This is a genomic window from Stenotrophomonas sp. YJH_SMC_25 (assembly GCF_059369595.1).
On the sequence record NZ_JCAFSV010000003.1, the window covers coordinates 315,345 to 336,334 of the forward strand.

A 20,990-nucleotide genomic window follows, 5' to 3' on the forward strand; every position below is an offset into this window, starting at 1 on the left:
CGCGCTGCGCGCGAAAGTCGACTAACAGTCGACTCTACCCGGTCGCCGGGGCGTCTCAATATCCCGCTGCAGTGAACGCGTCCAGCACCGCGTCGCGCAGTGCATCGGGCAAGGCCTCGATGTCCATCGCGCGATCATCCAGATGCAGGCTCGGGTCCAGGATGCTCGCTCGGCCCTGGGCCAGCGCCTGCAGCCACAGCAGCACGCAGATCACGAACTCGCGCTCATGGCCCAGCCGCAGCTGGCTGGCGCCGCGTTCGATCACCTCGAACGGGTACCACTCCTGCGCATCGTTGAACGTGCCGCCCTGCTGCAGCACTGCCTGCAACTGCTGCAGATGGCGCGGGGCGTCATCGCCGGCATCGCACAATGCGGCGATCCAGGTCAGTTCGGCCGGGCTGGCGGACAATGCCAGTGACCGGGCCGGTGAGGCGGATGCAACTGCAGCCAGACCTTCCATGTAGGGCCTCGTTCGGTGCGTACCGCTGCGGACTCCCCCGCAGCCAGAGCTTCGGTGCGCGACCGTAAGGCCGACGTGAATGCCGGGCCGTGCCCCCTTGTCAGCCCCGCCTGCCAGCGCCATATCCTGCATGCTGCCCGCCTGCCGGGCCCGTACCCTGGAGATCTGCCGTGACCGTTGCCAACCCCTTGCTCGATTTTTCCGGCCTGCCGCGCTTCGAGGCCATCCGCCCCGAGCACGTGGCGCAGGCGCTGGACGTGCTGCTGGCCGAGGCCGAAGCCGCCGTCAGCGCCGCCGAGCAGGTGCAGCCGGTCACCTGGCAGACCTTCGTTGCCCCGCTGGATGACGCCACCGAGCGCCTGTGGCGCGCCTGGGGTCTGGTCGGCCACCTGCAGGGCGTGGTCAACACCCCGGAACTGCGTGAGGCCTACAACAGCAACCTGCCGCGGGTGACCCGCTTCGCCAGCGCGCTGGGCCAGAACCTGGCGTTGTACCGGCAGTACCAGACGCTGGCCGCCAGTGCCGAGGCGGCGCGCTTCGACGCGGCCCAGCGCAAGGTGCTGGACAACACCCTGCGCGATTTCCGCCTCGGTGGTGCCGAGCTGGCGCCGGAGGCGCAGCAGCGCTTCGCGGCGATCAAGGAAGAACTGTCGGCCCTGTCGGCGAAGTTCTCGCAGAACGTGCTCGACGCTACCGATGCCTGGTCGCTGATCATCGAGGACGAAGCGCGGCTGAAGGGCCTGCCGGAAGACGTGAAGGCCGCCGCGCATGCCGCAGCACAGAAGGACGGCAAGGCCGGCTGGAAACTGACCCTGCAGATGCCGTGCTACCTGCCGGTGCAGACCTGGGGCGAGGACCGCGACCTGCGCGAGATCCTGTACCGCGCCAGCGCACAGCGTGCGTCCGAATTCGGCGATGAGTCCCTGGACAACAGCGGCAACATCGATCGGATCCTCGCCCTGCGCGCTGAACTGGCCGCGCTGCTCGGCTTCGATTCGTATGGCGATTATTCGGTAGCGACCAAGATGGCGCAGGACCCGGCCGAAGTGCTGGGTTTCCTGCGTGACCTGGCCGCGCGCGCCAAGCCGTTCGCGGCCAGGGACCGGGCCGACCTGGAGCAGTTCGCACGCGAGCAGCTGGGCATCGACAGCCTGCAGGCCTGGGACCTGGCGTTCGCCGCCGACCGCCTGAAGCAGGCCCGTTACAGCTATTCCGAACAGGAAGTGAAGCAGTACTTCACCGAACCGAAGGTGCTGGGCGGCCTGTTCTCGGTGATCGAGCAGCTGTATGGCCTGCGCGTGCAGGAGGACAGCGCACCGGTGTGGCATGACGACGTGCGCTTCTTCCGTCTGGTCGATGCGCAGGGCGCGCTGGTCGGCCAGTTCTATCTGGACCTGTATGCGCGCGAGGGCAAGCGTGGCGGCGCGTGGATGGACGATTGCCGCAACCGTCGCGTGCGCGCGGACGGCAGCGTGCAGACGCCGCTGGTCTACCTGGTGTGCAACTTCGGCCGCGGTGCCAATGGCAAGCCGGCCACCTTCAGCCACAACGAAGTGACCACGCTGTTCCATGAGATGGGCCATGGCCTGCACCAGCTGCTGACCCGCATCGGCGAACTGGGCGTGGCCGGCATCAATGGCGTGGAATGGGATGCAGTGGAACTGCCCAGCCAGTTCATGGAGAACTTCTGCTGGGAGTGGGAGCACCTGCAGGCCATGACCGCGCACGTGGACACGGGCGAACCGCTGCCGCGCGCGCTGTACGAGCGCATGCTGGCCGCGCGCAACTTCCACAGCGGCATGGCCACCGTGCGCCAGCTTGAGTTCGGCCTGTTCGACATGCTGTTGCACAGCCAGTTCGAACCGGCGCAGGACAGCGTGCTGGCGCTGCTCGATCGCGTGCGTGCGGAGGTGGCGGTGAACCATCCGCCAGCCTGGAACCGCTTCCCGCACCAGTTCAGCCACATCTTCGCGGGCGGTTACGCCGCCGGCTACTACAGCTACAAGTGGGCCGAAGTGCTCAGTGCCGACGCCTATGCGGCGTTCGAGGAAGCGCCGCAGGCACTGGCCGAGACCGGTGCACGCTTCCGCGATGAGATCCTGTCGCGCGGTGGCAGCCGCCCGGCGGCGGAGAACTTCAAGGCCTTCCGTGGGCGCGCGCCGCAGATCGACGCGCTGCTGCGCCACTCGGGCATGGCGTAAACCGTTGTGGTGGGTGCCAACCCTGGTTGGCACTTCACCGCCATCCACGCATGGCGTGGGTCTGCCGGAATGCCGGCCAGCGGCCGGCACTACCGAAGACCGGTCATTCGGCGTAGATCATCTTCCGGGTCATGCCGCCGTCGACGATGAAGTCCTGGCCGGTGCTGAAACCGGACAGCGACGACAGCAGGTACACCGCCAGTGCACCGATATCTTCAGGGCGGCCGACCCGGCCGACCGGATGCTGTGCGTGGTCGATGGCCGAGTACTCTGGTTCATGGCGCCGTGAGGGTGCCTGCCACGCAGTGGTACCGACCCAGCCGGGGCTGATGCTGTTCACCCGCACCGCCGGGCCGGCGCTGATCGCCAGCGCATGGGTGAAGGCCACCAGGCCACCCTTGGCCGCCGCATAGGCCTCGCTGTGCGCTTCGGATTGCCAGGCGCGGGTGGAGGCGATGTTGATGATCGCGCCCGCAGCACTGTCCGTCAGCGCCGGCAGCGCGTGCTTGCTGCACAGGAAGGCGCCATGCAGCGACGACAGCCGGCGTTGCCATTCGTGCCAGTCCATGTCCTGCAGCCGCGTGCCGTGCGGCCCGGCGATGCCGGCATTGTTGACCAGCCCGTCGATGTGGCCGAAACGCTGCAGCGCCTCGGCGATGAAGTCGCGCACGCTGGCTTCGTCGGTGATGTCCAAACGCTGGAACGCGGCATCCTCACCGCGCTGCCATTCGTCCAGGCAGGCCTGGCCGGCCTCCCTGTCGAGGTCGCCGATCAGCACGCGTCCGCCGGCACCGAGCACGGCCTGGGCAATACCGCGACCGATGCCGTTGGCGCCGCCGGTGACCAGCACCACCTTTCCCGACAGTGGCGCGGCCGGCCATGCGGCAATCGGCGGCACCGTGCTCACGTCAGGTCTTCGCCGCGCAGGCGACGATGCCAGCCGTCCACGCCGATGCGGTCCAGGGTCTGGATGTTGCGCTCGACGATCACGTCCGGGTCCGGATACACATCCACCGCGCGCGCCACGCTGTCTTCGCGCAGCAGGTGCAGGGTGGGGAAGGGCGCGCGGTTGGTGTAGTTGCTGGCGTCGTCGGCGGCCACGCCCTCGAACTGGTAATCCGGATGGAAGCTGGCCACCTGCAGGATCCCCTGCAGGTCCAGTGCCTCGATCGCCGCATCGGCGTTGTCGAGGAAGTCGTTGTAGTCGAGGAAATCGGTCAGCACCTGCGGATGTACGATCAGCGTCGTGTCGATCTGCTCGGCCGGCGTGTCGCGCAGCAGCACCAGCTCCTCGGCCAGCTGTTCAACCAGCGCTTCTGTCGTGGTCGCATCGCTGAGCACGATGCGGACCTGGTCCTTCACGTATACCGCCTTGGCGAACGGGCACAGGTTCAGGCCGATGACGATGCGCTCCAGCCACAGGCGGGTCGCGGCGATCGGGTCATCGGTGGGCAGGTCGGAATCGGTCATGGCGGGCACGTCGGCTGGCGGGGCCGACATTGTAGGCGCGTCGCTGGCAACGCGCCGTCGTACCTGCGGCTGGCAGCGCCGGGGGATTCCCGGCAGGTGGCTCAGTCGCGGAAATTGTTGAACTGCAGCGGCAGCTCGAACTTGCCGGCCTTGAGCACGGCGATGGCGTCCTGCAGGTCATCGCGCTTCTTGCCCTGCACGCGCAGCTTGTCGCCGTTGATCTGGCTTTCCACCTTCAGCTTGGCGTCCTTCAGGGCCGCCGCGATCTTCTTGGCGATCTTCTGCTCGATGCCCTGCTTGACGGTGATCTTCTGCCGGGCCTGGGCCAGGTTGGTCTCGATGTCGCCGAACTCCAGGCTGAGCACGTCGATGCCGCGCGCGGCCAGGCGAGCACGCAGTATGTCGTTCATCTGCTTGAGCTGGAATTCGGTCGGCGCGAACTGATTGATGACATCGCCGTCGCGCTCGAACTTTGCGTCCACGCCCTTGAAGTCGAAGCGGGTGGCCAGTTCGCGGTTGGCCTGGTCGATGGCGTTGGTCAGCTCGTGGGTGTCGACTTCGGACACGACGTCGAAGGAAGGCATGGGCGGTGCTCCGCAGGTTTCAGTGGCGATCATTCTATCGTGCCGGCCCGCGTGCCCGCTTTGTGTAGGGCCGAGCCCATGCTCGGCGGCCGCCCTACAATCCGGTGCGGTCGGCGATAATGGGCCATGAACGTGCAACGCTCCCCTTCGCGTGCGGTGGCCTGGATGGTCGCTGCGGTCGCCTGTTTCTCGCTGATGGACGCTGGCATGAAGCAGCTGTCGGCCAGCTATCCCACCCTGGAAGTGACTTTCCTGCGTGGTGCGGCCTCGTTGCCGTTCGTGCTGGTGTGGGTGCTGGTCAGTGCCGGCCCACGTTCGCTGGTGCCGCGGCGCTGGGGCCTGCACCTGCTGCGTGGCGCGTTGGGCATGGCGATGATCGGCTGCTTCGTGTTCGCCCTGCGCGACCTGCCGCTGTCCACCGCCTACACCATCTACTTCGTTGCCCCGCTGCTGATCGCCGCGCTGTCGGTGCCGTTGCTGGGCGAGCGGGTCGGGCCGCGGCGCTGGGTCGCCATCGGCATTGGCCTGGTGGGCGTGCTGGTGGTGCTGCGGCCGGGCGTGGATGGCTTCATCTCGGTGCCCGGCCTGATGGTGCTGGCGGCGGCAACGGCCTATGCCGTGGCGGCGATCACGGTCAGCCTGCTGACCCGCACCGATACCTCGCAGTCGATGGTGGTGTGGTTCCTGGTGATCATGGCCATCGGCGCCGGCCTGCTCGCCATTCCCGGCTGGGTACCGCTGCAGCTGGCACACGCGCCTTTGATTGCCGGCATGGGCCTGGCCGGGGCGCTGGGCCAGATTGCCCTGACCAAGGCCTTCCAGCTGGGCGAGGCCTCGATGATCGCGCCGCTGGAGTACAGCGGCCTGGTCTGGGTGATCGGCTGGGATCTGGCCTTCTGGGGCCAGCTGCCGGACGGCTATACCTGGGTGGGAGCGGCGATCATCGTCGCCTCGGGGCTGTACCTGCTGCATCGCGAGCGGGTAAACCGGCAGGAACCGCCGAAGCCGCTGGATCATCCCTGAGCCCGGGGGTAGTGCCGGCCAGCGGCCGGCACTACCGGGGACAGTTTCTTAGAACCAAAAGGAATAACATTCTGGGCCATGGCGCGGGCGCGCGACCGCCTGCGCTGGTAGGCTGCACGCCCCCTTCCGTCACCCAGCCGGTGAGCCACGCCCGTGATCGAGTTCCAGCGCCTGCACAAATCCTATGCCGTTGCCGGCCGCGAAGTCAGCGCGCTGCAACCGTTGGACCTGACCATCGAGGCCGGTGAGGTTTTCGGCATCATCGGCCATTCCGGCGCCGGCAAGTCGACACTTATCCGCATGATCAACCGCCTGGAAGAACCCAGTGGTGGCCGGCTGCTGATCGGCGGTGAGGATGTCACCGCGCTGGACGCGGACGGCCTGCGCGCGCTGCGCCGGCGCATCGGCATGATCTTCCAGCACTTCAACCTGCTGTCCTCGCGCACGGTGGCCGGCAATGTCGCCTTCCCACTGGAACTGGCCGGCACGCCGAAGACGGAGATCGACGCGCGCGTGGCCGAGCTGCTGCAGACTGTGGGCCTCGAAGCGCATGCGCAGAAGTATCCGGCGCAGCTGTCCGGTGGCCAGAAACAGCGCGTCGGCATCGCCCGCGCGCTGGCGACCCGTCCGCAGATCCTGCTGTGCGACGAGGCCACCAGTGCGCTCGACCCGCAGACCACCGCTTCGGTGCTGTCGCTGCTGTCGAAGATCAATCGCGAGCTGGGCCTGACCATCGTGCTGATCACCCACGAGATGGACGTGATCCGCCGTGTCTGCGACCGCGTTGCGGTGCTCGATGCCGGCCAGATGGTCGAAACCGGTCCGGTCACCCGGGTGTTCCTGCACCCGCAGCACCCGACCACGCGCCGTTTCGTCAGCGAATCGGAGCATGTGGACGAGGGCACGCTGCACCGCGATTTCGATGCCGTCGGTGGCCGCATCGTGCGCCTGACCTTCCTCGGTGGCGACACCTACGAACCCCTGCTCGGCCGCGTCGCGCGCGAGACCGGGGTCGACTACAACATCCTGTCCGGCCGCATCGACCGGATCAAGGACACCCCGTATGGCCAGCTGGTGGTCGCCCTGGTGGGCGGCGACCAGTCCGCCGCGCAGGCCGCGTTCGTGGCCGCCGGCGTGCATGTTGAGGAGCTGCGTCGATGATCATCGCTACTGCCGGCGGATTCTTCCGCCACCTGGACGCGGGCAAGTGGGCCGACATCGGCCAGGCCACCATCGACACCCTGCTGATGCTGCTCGGTTCGCTGCCGCTGACCCTGGCCATCGGCCTGCCGCTGGGCGTGCTGCTGTACCTGTTCGGTGCACCGCAGATGAAGCGCCGTCCGTTCGCCTATGGCGTGCTGGCGCTGGTGGTGAACCTGCTGCGCTCGGTGCCTTTCATCATCCTGATGATCGTGCTGATCCCGGTCACCCTGTTCCTGATGGGGACGTCGCTGGGTGTACGCGGTGCGATCGTGCCGCTGGTCATCGGTGCCGCGCCGTTCTACGCGCGCCTGGTCGAGACCGCACTGCGCGAAGTGGACCGTGGCGTGATCGAAGCGACCCAGGCGATGGGAGCCACCACCTGGCAGCTGGTCACCCGCGTGCTGCTGCCGGAAGCGCGCCCGGGCCTGATCGCTGGCGCAACGGTCACCACCGTCGCGCTGATCGGCTTCACCGCGATGGGCGGTGCGATCGGCTCCGGTGGCCTTGGCGACCTGGCCTTCCGCGACGGCTACCAGCGCTCGCACACCGACGTGGCGCTGGTCACCGTGGTCCTGCTGCTGATCCTGGTGCAGCTGCTGCAGATGCTTGGCGACCGCCTGGTCGCGCATTACAGCCGCAGATAACAGAATGCCGGGCGGCGCCCGGCATCTCGTTCGGGTAGTGCCGGCCGCTGGCCGGCAATCCCACGTGCGGTCAACGCACGTTCGGTACTTCGTAACCCAGCTTCCCGACCTGCTCCGGGTGCTGCGGCACGCGCTTGAGCTTGTCGGTGTTCACCCCGTACTCGTCCCGCAGGCGTTCGGCCAGCTCCTTGTACAGGGCTTTGTCCATGTCCGGCGTACGCGAGAAGATCCAGGCCATCTCGCGGCCCGGGTAACCGATCAGTGCCCACGAGTAATCCGGTGCCACTTCCAGCACCCGCGAATGGGTAGGCACGACGCGGTAGAACCAGGTGCGCCAACCGTGGTTGCCGCTGTCCGGGTCGACGCTGGCGCGGGCACGCACTTCCTGCAGCGGTTCGCCGAAGCCATCACGGTAGCGGTAGGTGATGCCGACCTTGTGCTCGTCGCGCAGTTCGTAGTCGTTGACGCTGGCCACATGGCCACGTTCGATGAAGTTCGGCACGCGGCCGATCACGTACCAGGTGCCCATGAAGCGCTTCAGGTCGATCGGCGCATCCGGGTCGGTCGCGCGCGGGGTGCTGGCGCGGGGCGATGGCGGCTCACTGGCGGCCACGGCGGGGCCCGCCAGGGACAGGGCCAACAGCATGGCGCAGAGCGGGCGGATCGAAGTCATGCGGGAGCGGGCTCAGAAGGGCTTTGCCTGAGCATGGTCGACTGAGCGTGCGCGATCCGTCAATGGTGTCGCAACCTGTGAGAAGGGCCTTGCCCAAGCTGCGTTGCATTGTCCACCGGAGAAGCCCCATGAACGCACGTTCCGTCCGCCGCCCTGCAACTGAACGCGTCATCATTGAACGCGCCGATCCGCGCCTGCTGCGCAGCGTGCAGCAGGTGGCCCTGGCCGGCCTGGCGCTGGTACTGGTCTGGCCAGCCGCGCGCGGCAGCAACGCCTGGCTGGGCTGGCTGCCGATGTGGCTGGTGGGCATGCCGCTGGTGGCCTGGTGGGCGCTGCTGCGCTTCCCGCTGCCGGGACTGTCGTGGCTGCGGCTGGCCCGTCGCACCGGTGGACAGGCACATCGTCGCACCGCCGGGACGCCCCGCCGTCGCCGCCGCGCTACGGCCTGACCTTCGACACGGGGGCGGCTGCAGCGATCCATGCTAGCGTTCCACGGCTTATGACTGCCTGGAGCTGCAATGTCTCGACTCGCTTCCGCCTGCCTGCTGGCTGGCATGATGACCGCTGCCTCGGTGGGGACCGCCGTGGCTGCTGAAGACACCGATCGCTACGCCTGGCTGGAGGACGTCACCGGCGACAAGCCGCTGTCCTGGGTCAAGGAACAGAACGCCAAGTCCGAGGCGCGCCTGGCGCAGACCCCGGCCTTCAAGCAGATGGAGACCAGCATCCGCGAGGTGCTCGACTCCGATGCCAAGATTCCCGCCGTGCAGAAGATCGGTGACTACTATTACAACTTCTGGAAGGACCAGCAGCACGAGCGTGGCCTGTGGCGCCGCACCACGCTGGCCGAGTACCGCAAGGCCTCGCCGCAGTGGGAAACCGTGCTTGACCTCGATGCCCTGAACAAGGCCGAGGGCGAGAACTGGGTCTGGCACGGCGCCGACTGCCTGCGCCCGGATTACAGCCGCTGCCTGATCGCGCTGTCGCGCGGTGGTGCCGACGCCGACGTGACCCGCGAGTTCGACCTGGCCAACAAGACCTGGATCAAGGACGGCTTCTTCCGTCCGGAGTCGAAGGGCGGCCTGAACTGGATCGATCGCGACACCGTATTCGTCTACACCGACTTCGGTGCCGGCTCGATGACCACCTCCGGCTACCCGCGCGTGGCCAAGCTGTGGAAGCGTGGTACGCCGATGGCCTCCGCCAGCGTGGTGTATGAAGGCAAGCCGGAAGACATGTACATCGCGGCGATGCACGATGACACCCCGGGCTTCGAGCGCAACCTGGTCAGCCGCACGCTGGCGTTCTACAACAACGAGATCTACCTGCGTGGCGACGATGGCACGCTGACCAAGATCGATGCGCCGAACTCGGCCGAGAAGGGCCTGCACAAGCAGTGGCTGACCCTGGAGCTGCGTGATCCGTGGACCGTGGGTGGCAAGACCTATGCGTCCGGTTCGCTGCTGGCGACCAGGCTGGATGACTTCCTGGCCGGCAAGCGTGAGTTCGACGTGCTGTTCACCCCGACCGCGACCACCTCGCTGGCCAGCGCCACCTGGACCAAGAGTCACCTGGTGCTGAACGTGCTGGATGACGTCAAGAACCGCCTGTCGGTGCTGACGCCGGGCGCCAATGGCTGGCAGACCAGCCGTTTCGTCGGCGCGCCGGCCTTCGGCACGCTGGGCGTGGCTGCTGTCGACAGCAACGACAGCGACGCGGTATGGCTGACCGCCACCGACTACCTGACCCCGACCACCCTGGCGCTGGCCGAGATCGGGCAGGCTCCGGAAACGCTGAAGACCATGCCGGCCTTCTTCGATGCCAAGGGCAAGGTGATCGAGCAGCACTTCGCCACCAGCAAGGACGGCACCCGCGTGCCGTACTTCGTGGTGCACGACAAGGCGATGAAGCTGGACGGTTCCAACCCGACCCTGCTGTACGGTTACGGTGGTTTCGAGATCTCGCTGACCCCGGGCTACTCCGGTGGCATGGGCCGCGCCTGGCTGGAGAAGGGCGGCGTGTACGTGGTTGCCAACATCCGTGGCGGCGGCGAATACGGCCCGCGCTGGCACCAGGCGGCGCTGAAGCAGAACCGCCACAAGGCCTATGAAGACATGGCCGCGGTGGCACGCGATCTGGTCAAGCGCAAGATCACCAGCGCCAGTCACCTGGGCGTGCAGGGCGGCAGCAACGGTGGCCTGCTGACCGGCAACATGCTGACCCAGTACCCGGAACTGTTCGGTGCGGTGGTGGTGCAGGTGCCGCTGCTGGACATGAAGCGCTACAGCCACCTGCTGGCCGGTGCCTCGTGGATGGCCGAGTACGGCAACCCGGATACCAGCGACTGGGCGTTCATCAAGACCTTCTCGCCGTACCACCTGTTCGACGCGAAGAAGAAGTACCCGCCGGTGCTGTTCACCACCTCCACCCGCGATGACCGCGTGCACCCGGGCCACGCCCGCAAGATGGCGGCGAAGATGATCGACGCCGGCAAGGACGTGACCTACTACGAGAACATCGAAGGTGGCCACGGCGGTGCAGCCAACAATGCGCAGGCCGCACACATGTCGGCGCTGGCCTACAGCTTCCTGTGGGAGCGGTTGGGCGGTAAGTAAGCAGACAGGCAGAACGGAAAACGCCGCCCCCGGGGCGGCGTTTTTCTTTATCCGGTAGTGCCGGCCGCTGGCCGGCAACCGCATCATTCACGCATTCCCGGGTTGCCGGCCAGCGGCCGGCACTACCGTCAACGTGATCCCTGCCAACGCTGCAACCCACGCGCGATCCGTGCCACCGCCTCCTGCAACCGCGGCACTTCCTGGGTATAGGCCAGGCGCACGTGCTGGTTGGCGCGATGGAAGCCGAAATCCAGCCCGGGCGTGAATGCCACGTGCTCGGTTTCCAGGAAGTGGGCGCAGAACGCCTGTGCGTCATCGGTGAATGCGCTGACATCGGCGTACAGGTAGAACGCACCCTGCGGCTCGACTTCGATGCGGAAGCCCAGCTCGCGCAGCGCGGGCAGCAGGAAGTCGCGGCGCTGGCGGAACGCTTCGCGACGCTGTTCGAAGATCGACATCGCTTCGTCGCTGAAACACGCCAGTGCGGCATGCTGGGCGATGCTCGATGCGCTGATGTACAGGTTCTGCGCGAGTTTCTCCAGGTCCGGCACGGCTGCTGGCGGTGCCACCAGCCAGCCCAGCCGCCAACCGGTCATGCCGAAGTATTTGGAAAAGCTGTTCAGCACGAATGCGCTGTCATCCACCTGCAGCACGCTGGGTGCATCCAGGCCATAGGTGAGGCCGTGGTAGATCTCGTCCACCACCAGGTGACCACCGCGCGCGTGCAGGGTCTTCGACAGGGCGGCCAGTTCGTCGGCGGAGAGCACGGTGCCGGTCGGGTTGGCCGGTGAGGCAACCAGCGCGCCGACGCTGTCGGCATTCCAATGCTGTTCCACCAGCGACGGTGTGAGCTGGTAGGCAGTGTCCGGGCCGACCGGCACCAGCTGTGCGCCGCCTTCAACGAGGCGCAGGAAGTGGCGGTTGCACGGATAACCAGGGTCGGCCAGCAGCCAGTGGCGGCCGGGATCGACCAGCAGGCTGCTGGCCAGCAGCAGCGCACCGGAGCCGCCGGGGGTGACCAGGATGCGTTCGGGGTCGACGTCCAGCCCGTAGTGGCTGCGGTAGAAGCCGCTGATCGCCTGGCGCAGGGCGGGCAGGCCACGTGCGGCGGTGTAGCGGGTATGGCCGGCGGCCAATGCGGCCTGACCGGCACGCACGATCGGTTCGGCGGTGGTGAAGTCCGGTTCGCCGATTTCCAGGTGGATCACGTCGTGGCCGGCCTGTTCCAGCGCTTGCGCGCGGGCCAGCAGGGACATCACGTGGAACGGGGCGATTTCATGGCTGCGCCGGCTGTAGCCCGGCGTATGGGGCAGGGTACTCATGCAGCCCATGGTACGCCGCGTACCGGGGTCACGCGCTCTGGTAGTGCCGGCCGCTGGCCGGCAACCGACCCACCCGCAGGCCGTGAGGGTGCCGGCCAGCGGCCGGCACTACCGGCAGGCATGGCCACCATGACGTTCCGCAGGGTTGCCCACCGTCCTTCCGCAACCCAGACTCGGGCGCAAGGACGCCATTGCATTGCCCCTCAAGGAGCCCTATCTCATGAAATCCACCCTCTGCCTGTTGCTTGCCAGCCTGATGACCACCACTGCCACCGCCGCCACTCCGCCCGTTCCGCCGGATGCCGCCAAGCATCCGCATGTGGTCAAGGCGCCGTTCGGCGCGACCCGCAACGATGACTATTACTGGCTGCGCGACGACAAGCGCGGGAACAAGGACATGCTGGCCTACCTGCAGGCCGAGAATGCCTATGCCGACCAGCTGCTGGCGCCGCTGAAGCCGCTGGAAGACACCCTGTACAAGGAGATCGTCGGCCGCATCAAGCAGGACGATTCCAGCGTGCCGGCGCGCGAGCGTGGCTACTGGTACTACAGCCGCTTCGAAACCGGCCAGGACTACCCGATCCACGCACGCCGCAAGGGCAGCATGGAGGCCGCCGAGGAAATCCTGCTGGACGTCAACGCGATGGCTGCCGGCAAGGGCTATTTCAGCGTCGGCTCGATGGAAGTCAGCCAGGACAACCAGCTGCTGGCCTGGGCCGATGATGATGTCGGCCGCCGCCAGTACACCATCCGCTTCAAGGACCTGGCCACCGGCAAGGTGCTGCCCGATGTGATCACCGGCAGCTCGGGCGACCTGGTCTGGGCCGACGACAACCGCACCGTGCTGTACGTCGAGAACGATCCGGAAACGTTGCTGACCGTGCGCGTGAAGAAGCACGTGCTGGGCACCCCGGCCAGCGCCGACACCGTCGTCTACGAAGAGAAGGACGACAGCTTCTACATGGGCATCGGCCGCACCCGCGACGATCGCTTCATCACCATCGGCGTGCACAGCACCGTGTCCTCGGAAGAGCGTTACGCGCCGGCCAGCGACCCGACCCACTTCACCGTGCTGGCGCCGCGCCAGCGCGATGTCGAGTACGACGCCGACCACTACGATGGCCGCTGGGTGATCCGCACCAATGACGGTGCGAAGAACTTCAAGCTGGTCACCGCACCGACCGATGCGACCTCGCGTGCGCAGTGGAAGGACTGGATCGCGCACGACGATGCGGTGTTCATCGAAGGCTTCGAACTGTTCGATGGCTACACCGCCATCGCCGAACGCTCCGAGGGCCTGGAACGCATCCGCCTGCTGTTCAAGGATGGCCGCAGCGACTACGTGAAGGCCGACGAGCCGGCGTACTCGATGGGCCTGGGCGACAACACCGAGGCCGATACGCCCTGGTTGCGCTACGTCTACACCTCGATGACCACCCCCACCACCGTGTTCGAACTGAACACCGCCACCGGTGAGCGCCGCCAGCTGAAGGTGCAGCCGGTGATCGGCTATGACGCGTCGAAGTACGAAACCGACCGCGTCTGGATCACCGCGCGCGATGGCGTGAAGGTGCCGGTGTCGCTGGTCTACCGCAAGGGCTACCAGAAGGATGGCAAGGGCGCGTTGTTCCAGTACGCCTATGGCAGCTACGGCATGTCGATGGACCCGTACTTCAACCAGACCGCGGTGAGCCTGCTCGACCGCGGCGTGGTGTATGCCATCGCCCACATCCGCGGTGGCCAGGAAATGGGCCGCGACTGGTACGAGAACGGCAAGCTGCTGCACAAGCAGAACACCTTCAACGACTTCATCGACGTCACCCGTGGCCTGGTGGCGCAGGGCTGGGCGGCGAAGGATCGCGTGGCGGCATCCGGAGGCAGTGCCGGTGGCCTGCTGATGGGCGCGGTGGCCAACCAGGCGCCGCAGGACTACCGCGTGATGGTGGCCCAGGTGCCGTTCGTCGACGTGGTGACTACCATGCTCGACCCGACCATTCCGTTGACCACCAACGAGTACGACGAGTGGGGCAACCCGGAGCAGAAGCAGTTCTACGACTACATGCTGTCCTACTCGCCCTACGACAACGTCAGCAAGCAGGCCTATCCGGCGCTGTTCGTGGGCACCGGCCTGTGGGATTCGCAGGTGCAGTACTGGGAACCGGCCAAGTGGGTGGCCAAGCTGCGTGACGACAACACCGGCCATTACCCGATCCTGTTCCGCACCAACATGGAAGCCGGCCACGGCGGCAAGTCGGGGCGCTTCCAGCGTTACCGCGAGCTGTCCGAGTCGTACGCATTCGTGCTGCAGCAGCTGGGCATCGCCCAGCCGTGATCGCGACAGGGTGCCGGGCACTGCCTGGCACCCTGAACCGGTATCCTTGCGGCCATGAGCGCGCCAGATCCTTCCGTCCCTCGCGATACCACCACGCCTCCGCGCGTGGTGCGTTTCCGCTGGGCGTGGTGGCTGCTGGCCTATGTCAGCCTCGGCACCGGCATCGTCGGCATCTTCGTACCGGGCCTGCCGACCACCGTATTCATCCTGATTTCGGCCTGGGCCGCCTCGCGTGGCTCCGAGCGCCTGCACAACTGGCTGCTGCAGCATCCACGCTTCGGCCCGGCCATCGCCAACTGGCAGGCACACGGGGCGGTCAGCCGCTACGGCAAGTGGATGGCCACGATCACCATGGCGGTATGCGCCGGCATCATGCTCTGGTGCGTACCGATTGCCTGGGTGAAGTGGTTCTCGATCGGCAGCATGACCGTGGTGGCGATCTGGCTGTGGACCCGGCCGTTGCCGCCCCCCGCGGATTGAGCACCTGCGGTAGTGCCGGCCGCTGGCCGGCAACCCGATCCCCTGCACCAACCGCTCAGCCGCCAATGGCTATACTCGGGGCATGAAGATCCCCCATCGAAACGCCATCCTGATTCCGCTGGCAGCGGCTTCGCTGCTGTTCCTCGCCGCCTGCGGCAACAAGGGCCCGCTGGTACTGCCGCAGAAGCCGGTGCCGGTGGAAGAAACCGTCGAACCTGTTGCCGAGCCCGCTACCGAAGCGACCCCGGCGCAGACCGAAGGCAGCGGCACCCCGGCCACGACCGTGGAGCCGGCTGCACCGACCACGCAACCGGCGCCTGCGCCTGCGAAGAAGGTGGGCGGCGGGAATGAGTAAGGCCGGTTCCAAGGCCCTGCGCTTCAGCAAGATGCATGGCGCGGGCAATGATTTCGTAGTGATCGACCTGCGTGACGGCACCGCGCCGCCCACGCCTGAACTGGCCGCGCAGCTGGCCGACCGCCACACCGGCGTCGGCTGCGATCAGATCCTGACCATCGAACCGCCGCGCGCGGAAGGCTCGGTGGCGTCGTACCGCATCTGGAATGCCGACGGCTCCAATTCCGAACAGTGCGGCAATGGCGCGCGCTGCATCGCCGCCTGGCTGGTGCGCGAAGGCAGTGCGCAGGGCGACCGCTTCGTCATCGACAGCCCGCTGGCCAGCCATGAGGTGGAAGTGCTGGGCGATGGCCAGTTCGCGGTGACCATGGGCGTGCCGGCGTTCGAGCCGGCCAACGTGCCGCTGGTGGGTTTCGCCCACGCGCGCGAGGAATACCTGCTGCCGCTGCAGGGCGAAAGCGTGCGTTTCGCTGCGGTGTCGATGGGCAACCCGCATGCAGTGATCGAAGTGGGCCTGATCGATGCTGCACCGGTCGAGCGCGTCGGTGCGCTGCTGCAGCAGCATGCCTCGTTCCCGCGCTCGGTGAACGTGGGCTTCGCCCAGGTGATGGGCCCGGCGCATGCACGCCTGCGTGTGAATGAACGCGGCGTCGGTGAAACGCTGGCCTGCGGCAGTGGCGCCTGCGCCGCTGCGGTGACCCTGATGCAGCGCGGCCGCCTGCAGCGTGATGCACGCATCAGCCTGCCCGGCGGTGACCTGCGCATCCAATGGCCGGGCGATGGCCAGCCTGTGGTGATGGCCGGCCCGACTGCATTCGTCTTCGAAGGGGAGTGGATGGCATGACCGAAACCGTCGACAAGCTCGGGGCCCACGAAGTCGCTGCCTGGTTGCGGCGACATCCCGGCTTCCTCAAGCAGTTCCCGGACCTGGCCCTGACCCTGGTGGTGCCGCGTGACGACGGCCCGACCGCGTCGCTGGCCAGCTACCAGCTGGAAGTGCTGCGCGAGAAGAACCGCGAGCTCGCACGACGGTTGGCCGACCTGGGCGCGACTGCCCAGGTCAACGAACGCCTGGCGGTGCGCACGCACCAGCTGACCCTGGCGTTGATGAAGCAGGACAACGCCGCCGACACCCTGCGTGCGATGGCGGCCTCGCTGCAGGAAGATTTCGCCGGCGACCTGGTGCGATTGGTGGTGCACACGCCGGTGGCCGGGCTGGAACAGGCCGACTGGTTGCAGGTGATCGCCGCCGATGATCCGCAGCTCGGCCCGTTCCGCGACTGCCTGAAGGACGGCGAGCCGATCTGCGGCCGCCTGCAGCCGGAAAAGAATGCCGTGCTGTATGGCGTGCGCAGCGAGGAAGTGCAGACCACCGCGCTGCTGCCGTTGCCGGGCGTGGGCCTGATTGCGGTGGGCAGCCACGATCCGAACCGTTTCTATCCGGGCATGGGCACGCTGTTCCTGCGCATGATGGGCGACGCCCTGGTCGCCGGCCTGAAGCGCTTCCCGGGCTGAGCAGGACACGACGATGAGCGCGGTACAGGCCTTCCTGCAGCATCTGCAGGTGGAGCGGCGGATGTCGGCGCATACGCTCGATGCCTACCGCCGTGACCTGGACGCGCTGTCGGTCTGGGCCGAGCCGCGCGGTGTTGCGGTGGAGGCACTCGATGCCGACGCGCTGCGCCAGTTCGTCGCCGATGAGCACCGCCGTGGCCTGTCGGCCAAGAGCCTGCAGCGCCGCTTGTCCGCCTGCCGCAGCTTCTATGCCTGGCTGCTCAAGCACGGCCGCATCGAGGTCAGTCCTGCAGCAACGCTGAAGGCGCCGCGCGCGCCGCGCCGGTTGCCTCAGGTCCTCGACGCCGATGAGGCCGTGCAGCTGGTCGAGCTGGAGCCGGAAGGTGAACTTGGCCGCCGTGACCGCGCGCTGCTGGAACTTTTTTATTCTTCCGGCCTGCGCCTGAGCGAAGTCTGCGCGCTGACCTGGCGCGATCTGGATTTCGACAGCGGGCTGGTCAACGTGCTGGGCAAGGGCAATCGGCAGCGCCGCGTGCCGTTCGGCCGGCCGGCGCGCGAAGCGCTGCAGGCGTGGCGCGCCGAAAGTGGCGGTGGTCCGGCCTCGCCGGTATTTCCCGGCCGCAACGGACCGATCAGCCAACGCGCGGTGCAGATCCGCATCCGCCAGCTGGCGCAGCGCCAGGGCCTGTTCAAGCACGTGCACCCGCACATGCTGCGGCACAGTTTCGCCAGCCATATCCTGGAATCATCCGGTGATCTGCGCGGCGTGCAGGAGCTGCTGGGCCATGCCGACATCGCCACCACCCAGATCTACACCCACCTGGATTTCCAGCACCTGGCCAAGGTCTACGACGCGGCGCATCCGCGCGCGAAGCGTCGAAGCAGCAGCGAGGGCAGCGGAGAAAGCTGAACGTTGCCCGTGCGGCAGCCGGTCGCGGGTGGCTTGAAGGGCGCAGGGCAGTCCCCACCTCTGGTTCTGTCACCCCGGAGGCATCATGGACCCCAGTCAGAACCCCAACGTTTTCCACGCCACCACCATCGTCTGCGTCCGTCGCGGCGAGCACGTGGCCATTGCCGGCGACGGCCAGGTCACGCTGGGCCACACCGTGATGAAGGGCAATGCGCGCAAGGTGCGCCGCCTCGGTCGTGATGGCCAGGTGCTGGCCGGCTTTGCCGGTGCCGCCGCCGATGCCTTCACCCTGTTCGAGCTGTTCGAGGCCAAGCTGGAAAAGCACGGCCAGTTGCAGCGCGCTGCGGTCGAACTGGCCAAGGATTGGCGCACCGAGCGCCGCCTCGGAAAGCTTGAAGCCCTGTTGGCCGTGGCCGACAAGGAAACCTCGCTGATCATCAGCGGCACCGGCGATGTGATCGAACCGGAGGACGGCATCATCGCCATCGGCTCGGGTGGTTCCTATGCGCTGTCGGCTGCACGCGCGTTGATGGCACACACCGAACTGGATGCGCGCACCATCGCCAGCGAAGCGATCGGCATTGCCGGCGATATCTGCATCTACACCAACCGCAACGTGGTGGTCGAGGAACTCTGAGGGTCGCGCCGGCTTTTGGCCGGCAACCTCATGATCCCCCACACGCGTGCCTGGTTGCCGGCCAGCGGCCGGCACGACCGACAACGAATTCGTGAGCACATCCATGTCGAAGATCGAAGTTTCCTCTGCCACCATGACCCCGCGCGAGATCGTGCAGGAACTGGACCGGCATATCGTGGGCCAGCACGACGCCAAGCGCGCCGTGGCCATCGCCCTGCGCAACCGCTGGCGCCGCATGCAGCTGGTGCCTGAGCTGCGCAATGAAGTGATGCCGAAGAACATCCTGATGATCGGCCCGACCGGCGTCGGCAAGACCGAGATCGCGCGTCGCCTGGCCACGCTGGCCAACGCGCCGTTCGTGAAGGTCGAAGCCACCCGCTTCACCGAAGTCGGCTACGTCGGCAAGGACGTCGAGCAGATCATCCGCGACCTGGCCGATACCGCAGTGAAGCTGTACCGCGAACAGGCCAAGGTGCGCGTGCGTACCCAGGCCGAGGAACGCGCCGAAGACCGCATCCTCGATGCGCTGCTGCCGCGCCGCAGCGGTGGCATCGGCTTCGATCCGGAAGTCGCCCGCAACGAACCGTCGGCGCAGGACAACGAGACCCGCATCAAGTTCCGCAAGATGCTGCGCAACGGTGAGCTGGACGAGCGCGAGATCGAACTCGACCTGGCCGCCAATGTCAGCATGGACATCATGACCCCGCCGGGCATGGAGGAAATGGGCCAGCAGCTGAAGTCGATGTTCGCCAACCTTGGCGGCGGCGCGAAGGCGCACAAGCGCACGCTGACCATCAAGGCCGCGCGACCGCTGCTGATCGAGGAAGAGGCCGGCAAGCTGGTCAACGAGGACGATATCCGCACTGCGGCGATCGAGGCCTGCGAGCAGCACGGCATCGTCTTCATCGACGAGATCGACAAGGTCGCCAAGCGTGGCGATAACGTGGGCGGCGGCGATGTCTCCCGCGAAGGCGTGCAGCGCGACCTGCTGCCGCTGGTGGAAGGCTCCAACGTGTCCACCAAGTACGGCACGATCAAGACCGACCACATCCTGTTCATTGCATCCGGTGCGTTCCACCTGGCCAAGCCCAGCGATCTGATTCCGGAGCTGCAGGGTCGCTTCCCGATCCGCGTTGAACTGGGTGCGCTGAGCAAGGGTGATTTCGTGCGCATCCTGACCGAGCCGAAGGCCGCGCTGACCAAGCAGTACGAGGCGCTGCTGGCTACCGAGGGCGTCAAGGTCAGCTTCACCGCCGACGCCATCGAGCGCCTGGCCGAAATCGCCTTCCAGGTGAACGAGCGCCAGGAGAACATCGGTGCCCGTCGCCTGCATACGGTGCTGGAGCGCCTGCTGGATTCGCTCAGCTACGAGGCACCGGACCGCGATGGCGAAAGCCTGGCGATCGACAGCGCCTACGTCGACAAGCACCTGGGTGAGCTGGTGCAGGACCCGGACCTGAGCCGCTACATCCTGTAATGCCCGTTGGAGTCGGATCCCTCGCCCCAGCGAGGGCTCTGACTCCGCCCGCTGCAACAGAAAGGGCCGCCGCAGGGCGGCCATTTTCTTGTGCGGTCAGCGTGACTGCCGGGTGCGGTAGTCCCGCAGCACCTGGTCGATCACCGCACTGGTGCGGGCGGCGCTGATGCCGGTCGAGGGCGAACGGCCGTTGCCGCGCAGTTCGTCCACGAGGTGCGCGATCAACGGCTGCTGGACCGATGGCGGGTTCGGGATGTCGAATGCCTGCATGCCCGCTTCGGTCTCCAGAACCACTGGAACGTCCTCGAAGGTGGCAAAGCGCAGCTGCCCGCGGTCGCCGGTGATCTCGACCTCATCCTGGCGGCGGAACGCGCAGAAGCTCCATTGCGCGATGCCGTGCGCCCCGCTGCCGGTACGGAAGCACATCGAGACACTGTCCTCGGCGGCGTAGGCGCCGGTCAGCGAACTGGCCAGGCCACGCACGTCGCCCAGCGGCCCCAATAGATGGTCGAGCAGGTCCAGGGTATGCGAGCCCAGATCGACGAACAGCCCGCCGCCGGCGATCGACGGATTGGTCCGCCAGAAGTCGGGCGATGCGGCATTCGCCGAATGCGGCCGATGCAGGGCGGCGCGCACGCTGCGCGGCGTTCCGATCGCGCCGTTGTCCAGCAGCTGCTTCACCTGTGCGAAGCGGGGCAGGGCACGGCGGTAGTAGGCCACGAACACGGGCACGCCGCTGCGGGCGCTGGCCGCGATGATGCGCTGGCACTCGTCGTGGTCCATGGCCATCGGCTTTTCGATGTAGACCGGCTTGCCCGCGGCGATCGCCTGCAGCGCGTAATGCATGTGCGTCGAGGGCGGCGTTGCCACGTAGACCGAGTTCACTTCCGGATCGGCGATGAGTGCGTCGGCGTCCGCGTACCAGCGCGGAATCGCGTGGCGCCGCGCATAATCCTCGGCCAATGCCGCATTGCGGCGCATGACCGCTGCCACCCGTGAGCCGGGTGTGCTGGCCAGGGCGGGGCCGCTCTTCTTCTCGGTGACGCTGCCACAGCCGATGAAGCCCCATACCACGTTGTCCAGGATCAC

21 protein-coding genes are annotated in these 20,990 nt (G+C 67.1%); 14 read left to right on the top strand and 7 right to left on the bottom strand.

The window, feature by feature from the left end; genetic code table 11:
* Positions 1-55: 55 nt before the first annotated feature.
* The gene (locus AC5P7E_RS06265) at positions 56-460 is read right to left on the bottom strand and encodes a hypothetical protein (RefSeq protein WP_005411111.1); all 405 of its coding nucleotides are present in this window, start codon (positions 458-460) and stop codon (positions 56-58) included.
* 170 nt (positions 461-630) lie between these two features.
* On the opposite strand from AC5P7E_RS06265, the gene AC5P7E_RS06270 reads away from it, so the two are divergent.
* The gene (locus AC5P7E_RS06270; RefSeq protein WP_495222829.1) at positions 631-2,661 is read left to right on the top strand and encodes a M3 family metallopeptidase; all 2,031 of its coding nucleotides are present in this window, start codon (positions 631-633) and stop codon (positions 2,659-2,661) included.
* A 103-nt stretch (positions 2,662-2,764) separates the two neighbouring features.
* On the opposite strand, the gene AC5P7E_RS06275 is transcribed toward AC5P7E_RS06270, so the two are convergent.
* From AC5P7E_RS06275 to AC5P7E_RS06285, 3 genes are all read right to left on the bottom strand, one after another.
* The gene (locus tag AC5P7E_RS06275) at positions 2,765-3,568 is read right to left on the bottom strand and encodes an SDR family oxidoreductase (protein WP_012481308.1); all 804 of its coding nucleotides are present in this window, start codon (positions 3,566-3,568) and stop codon (positions 2,765-2,767) included.
* Entirely contained in the window at positions 3,565-4,131 is a 567-nt protein-coding gene (locus AC5P7E_RS06280) for a DUF1415 domain-containing protein (RefSeq protein WP_060380790.1), read from the bottom strand. The genes AC5P7E_RS06275 and AC5P7E_RS06280 overlap by 4 nt, the downstream gene beginning before the upstream one ends.
* 101 nt (positions 4,132-4,232) lie before the next feature.
* Entirely contained in the window at positions 4,233-4,715 is a 483-nt protein-coding gene (locus AC5P7E_RS06285; RefSeq protein ID WP_005411107.1) for a YajQ family cyclic di-GMP-binding protein, read from the bottom strand.
* Positions 4,716-4,841: 126 nt separating this feature from the next.
* Between AC5P7E_RS06285 and AC5P7E_RS06290 the strand changes: the two genes are divergently transcribed.
* The 3 genes from AC5P7E_RS06290 (at position 4,842) to AC5P7E_RS06300 (ending at position 7,585) form a co-directional block, all read left to right on the top strand.
* Positions 4,842-5,738: a DMT family transporter gene (locus AC5P7E_RS06290; RefSeq protein ID WP_005411106.1), complete on the top strand. Its 897-nt coding sequence runs from the start codon at positions 4,842-4,844 to the stop codon at positions 5,736-5,738.
* 153 nt (positions 5,739-5,891) lie between these two features.
* On the top strand, positions 5,892-6,899 hold the full coding sequence (locus AC5P7E_RS06295; protein ID WP_005411105.1) for a methionine ABC transporter ATP-binding protein: 1,008 nt from the start codon (positions 5,892-5,894) through the stop codon (positions 6,897-6,899).
* Positions 6,896-7,585 (top strand): methionine ABC transporter permease, encoded by a 690-nt coding sequence (locus AC5P7E_RS06300; protein WP_005411104.1) that lies wholly within the window; start codon positions 6,896-6,898, stop codon positions 7,583-7,585. Before AC5P7E_RS06295 ends, AC5P7E_RS06300 begins: the two co-directional genes overlap by 4 nt.
* 70 nt (positions 7,586-7,655) lie before the next feature.
* Here the strand turns inward: AC5P7E_RS06300 and AC5P7E_RS06305 are convergent, their stop codons facing one another.
* Positions 7,656-8,258, bottom strand: coding sequence for a lipocalin family protein (locus tag AC5P7E_RS06305; RefSeq protein WP_005411103.1), 603 nt, complete (start codon positions 8,256-8,258; stop codon positions 7,656-7,658).
* A 128-nt stretch (positions 8,259-8,386) separates the two neighbouring features.
* Between AC5P7E_RS06305 and AC5P7E_RS06310 the strand changes: the two genes are divergently transcribed.
* A complete protein-coding gene (locus AC5P7E_RS06310) occupies positions 8,387-8,707 on the top strand; it encodes a hypothetical protein (protein WP_114618230.1) in 321 nt (106 codons plus the stop codon).
* 69 nt (positions 8,708-8,776) lie between these two features.
* Positions 8,777-10,873, top strand: a complete 2,097-nt coding sequence (locus tag AC5P7E_RS06315) for a prolyl oligopeptidase family serine peptidase (protein ID WP_088611115.1) — start codon at positions 8,777-8,779, stop codon at positions 10,871-10,873.
* Positions 10,874-11,001: 128 nt separating this feature from the next.
* Here the strand turns inward: AC5P7E_RS06315 and AC5P7E_RS06320 are convergent, their stop codons facing one another.
* Entirely contained in the window at positions 11,002-12,195 is a 1,194-nt protein-coding gene (locus AC5P7E_RS06320) for a pyridoxal phosphate-dependent aminotransferase (RefSeq protein WP_052504366.1), read from the bottom strand.
* 220 nt (positions 12,196-12,415) lie between these two features.
* Here AC5P7E_RS06320 and AC5P7E_RS06325 point away from each other — a divergent pair, with 220 nt between their 5' ends.
* From AC5P7E_RS06325 to hslU, 8 genes are all read left to right on the top strand, one after another.
* The gene (locus AC5P7E_RS06325; protein ID WP_005414524.1) at positions 12,416-14,527 is read left to right on the top strand and encodes a S9 family peptidase; all 2,112 of its coding nucleotides are present in this window, start codon (positions 12,416-12,418) and stop codon (positions 14,525-14,527) included.
* Between the two features lie 54 nt (positions 14,528-14,581).
* Positions 14,582-15,007 carry a YbaN family protein gene (locus tag AC5P7E_RS06330; protein WP_114618229.1) on the top strand — a complete coding sequence of 142 codons (426 nt, stop codon included), beginning with the start codon at positions 14,582-14,584 and terminating at the stop codon, positions 15,005-15,007.
* 82 nt (positions 15,008-15,089) lie between these two features.
* Positions 15,090-15,362, top strand: a complete 273-nt coding sequence (gene lptM, locus AC5P7E_RS06335; protein ID WP_005411097.1) for an LPS translocon maturation chaperone LptM — start codon at positions 15,090-15,092, stop codon at positions 15,360-15,362.
* The gene (dapF, locus tag AC5P7E_RS06340) at positions 15,355-16,206 is read left to right on the top strand and encodes a diaminopimelate epimerase (protein ID WP_005414522.1); all 852 of its coding nucleotides are present in this window, start codon (positions 15,355-15,357) and stop codon (positions 16,204-16,206) included. The genes lptM and dapF overlap by 8 nt, the downstream gene beginning before the upstream one ends.
* Entirely contained in the window at positions 16,203-16,877 is a 675-nt protein-coding gene (locus AC5P7E_RS06345; protein ID WP_005411095.1) for a DUF484 family protein, read from the top strand. Before dapF ends, AC5P7E_RS06345 begins: the two co-directional genes overlap by 4 nt.
* A 13-nt stretch (positions 16,878-16,890) precedes the next feature.
* Positions 16,891-17,787: a tyrosine recombinase XerC gene (gene xerC / locus AC5P7E_RS06350; protein ID WP_005411094.1), complete on the top strand. Its 897-nt coding sequence runs from the start codon at positions 16,891-16,893 to the stop codon at positions 17,785-17,787.
* 85 nt (positions 17,788-17,872) lie between these two features.
* Complete coding sequence (hslV, locus tag AC5P7E_RS06355) at positions 17,873-18,424, top strand: ATP-dependent protease subunit HslV (protein ID WP_005411093.1); 552 nt, start codon at positions 17,873-17,875, stop codon at positions 18,422-18,424.
* A 103-nt stretch (positions 18,425-18,527) separates the two neighbouring features.
* Positions 18,528-19,901, top strand: coding sequence for an ATP-dependent protease ATPase subunit HslU (gene hslU, locus AC5P7E_RS06360; RefSeq protein ID WP_005414521.1), 1,374 nt, complete (start codon positions 18,528-18,530; stop codon positions 19,899-19,901).
* Positions 19,902-19,997: 96 nt separating this feature from the next.
* Here hslU and AC5P7E_RS06365 read toward each other — a convergent pair whose 3' ends face one another.
* Positions 19,998-20,990 (bottom strand): Gfo/Idh/MocA family protein, encoded by a 993-nt coding sequence (locus AC5P7E_RS06365; protein WP_114618300.1) that lies wholly within the window; start codon positions 20,988-20,990, stop codon positions 19,998-20,000.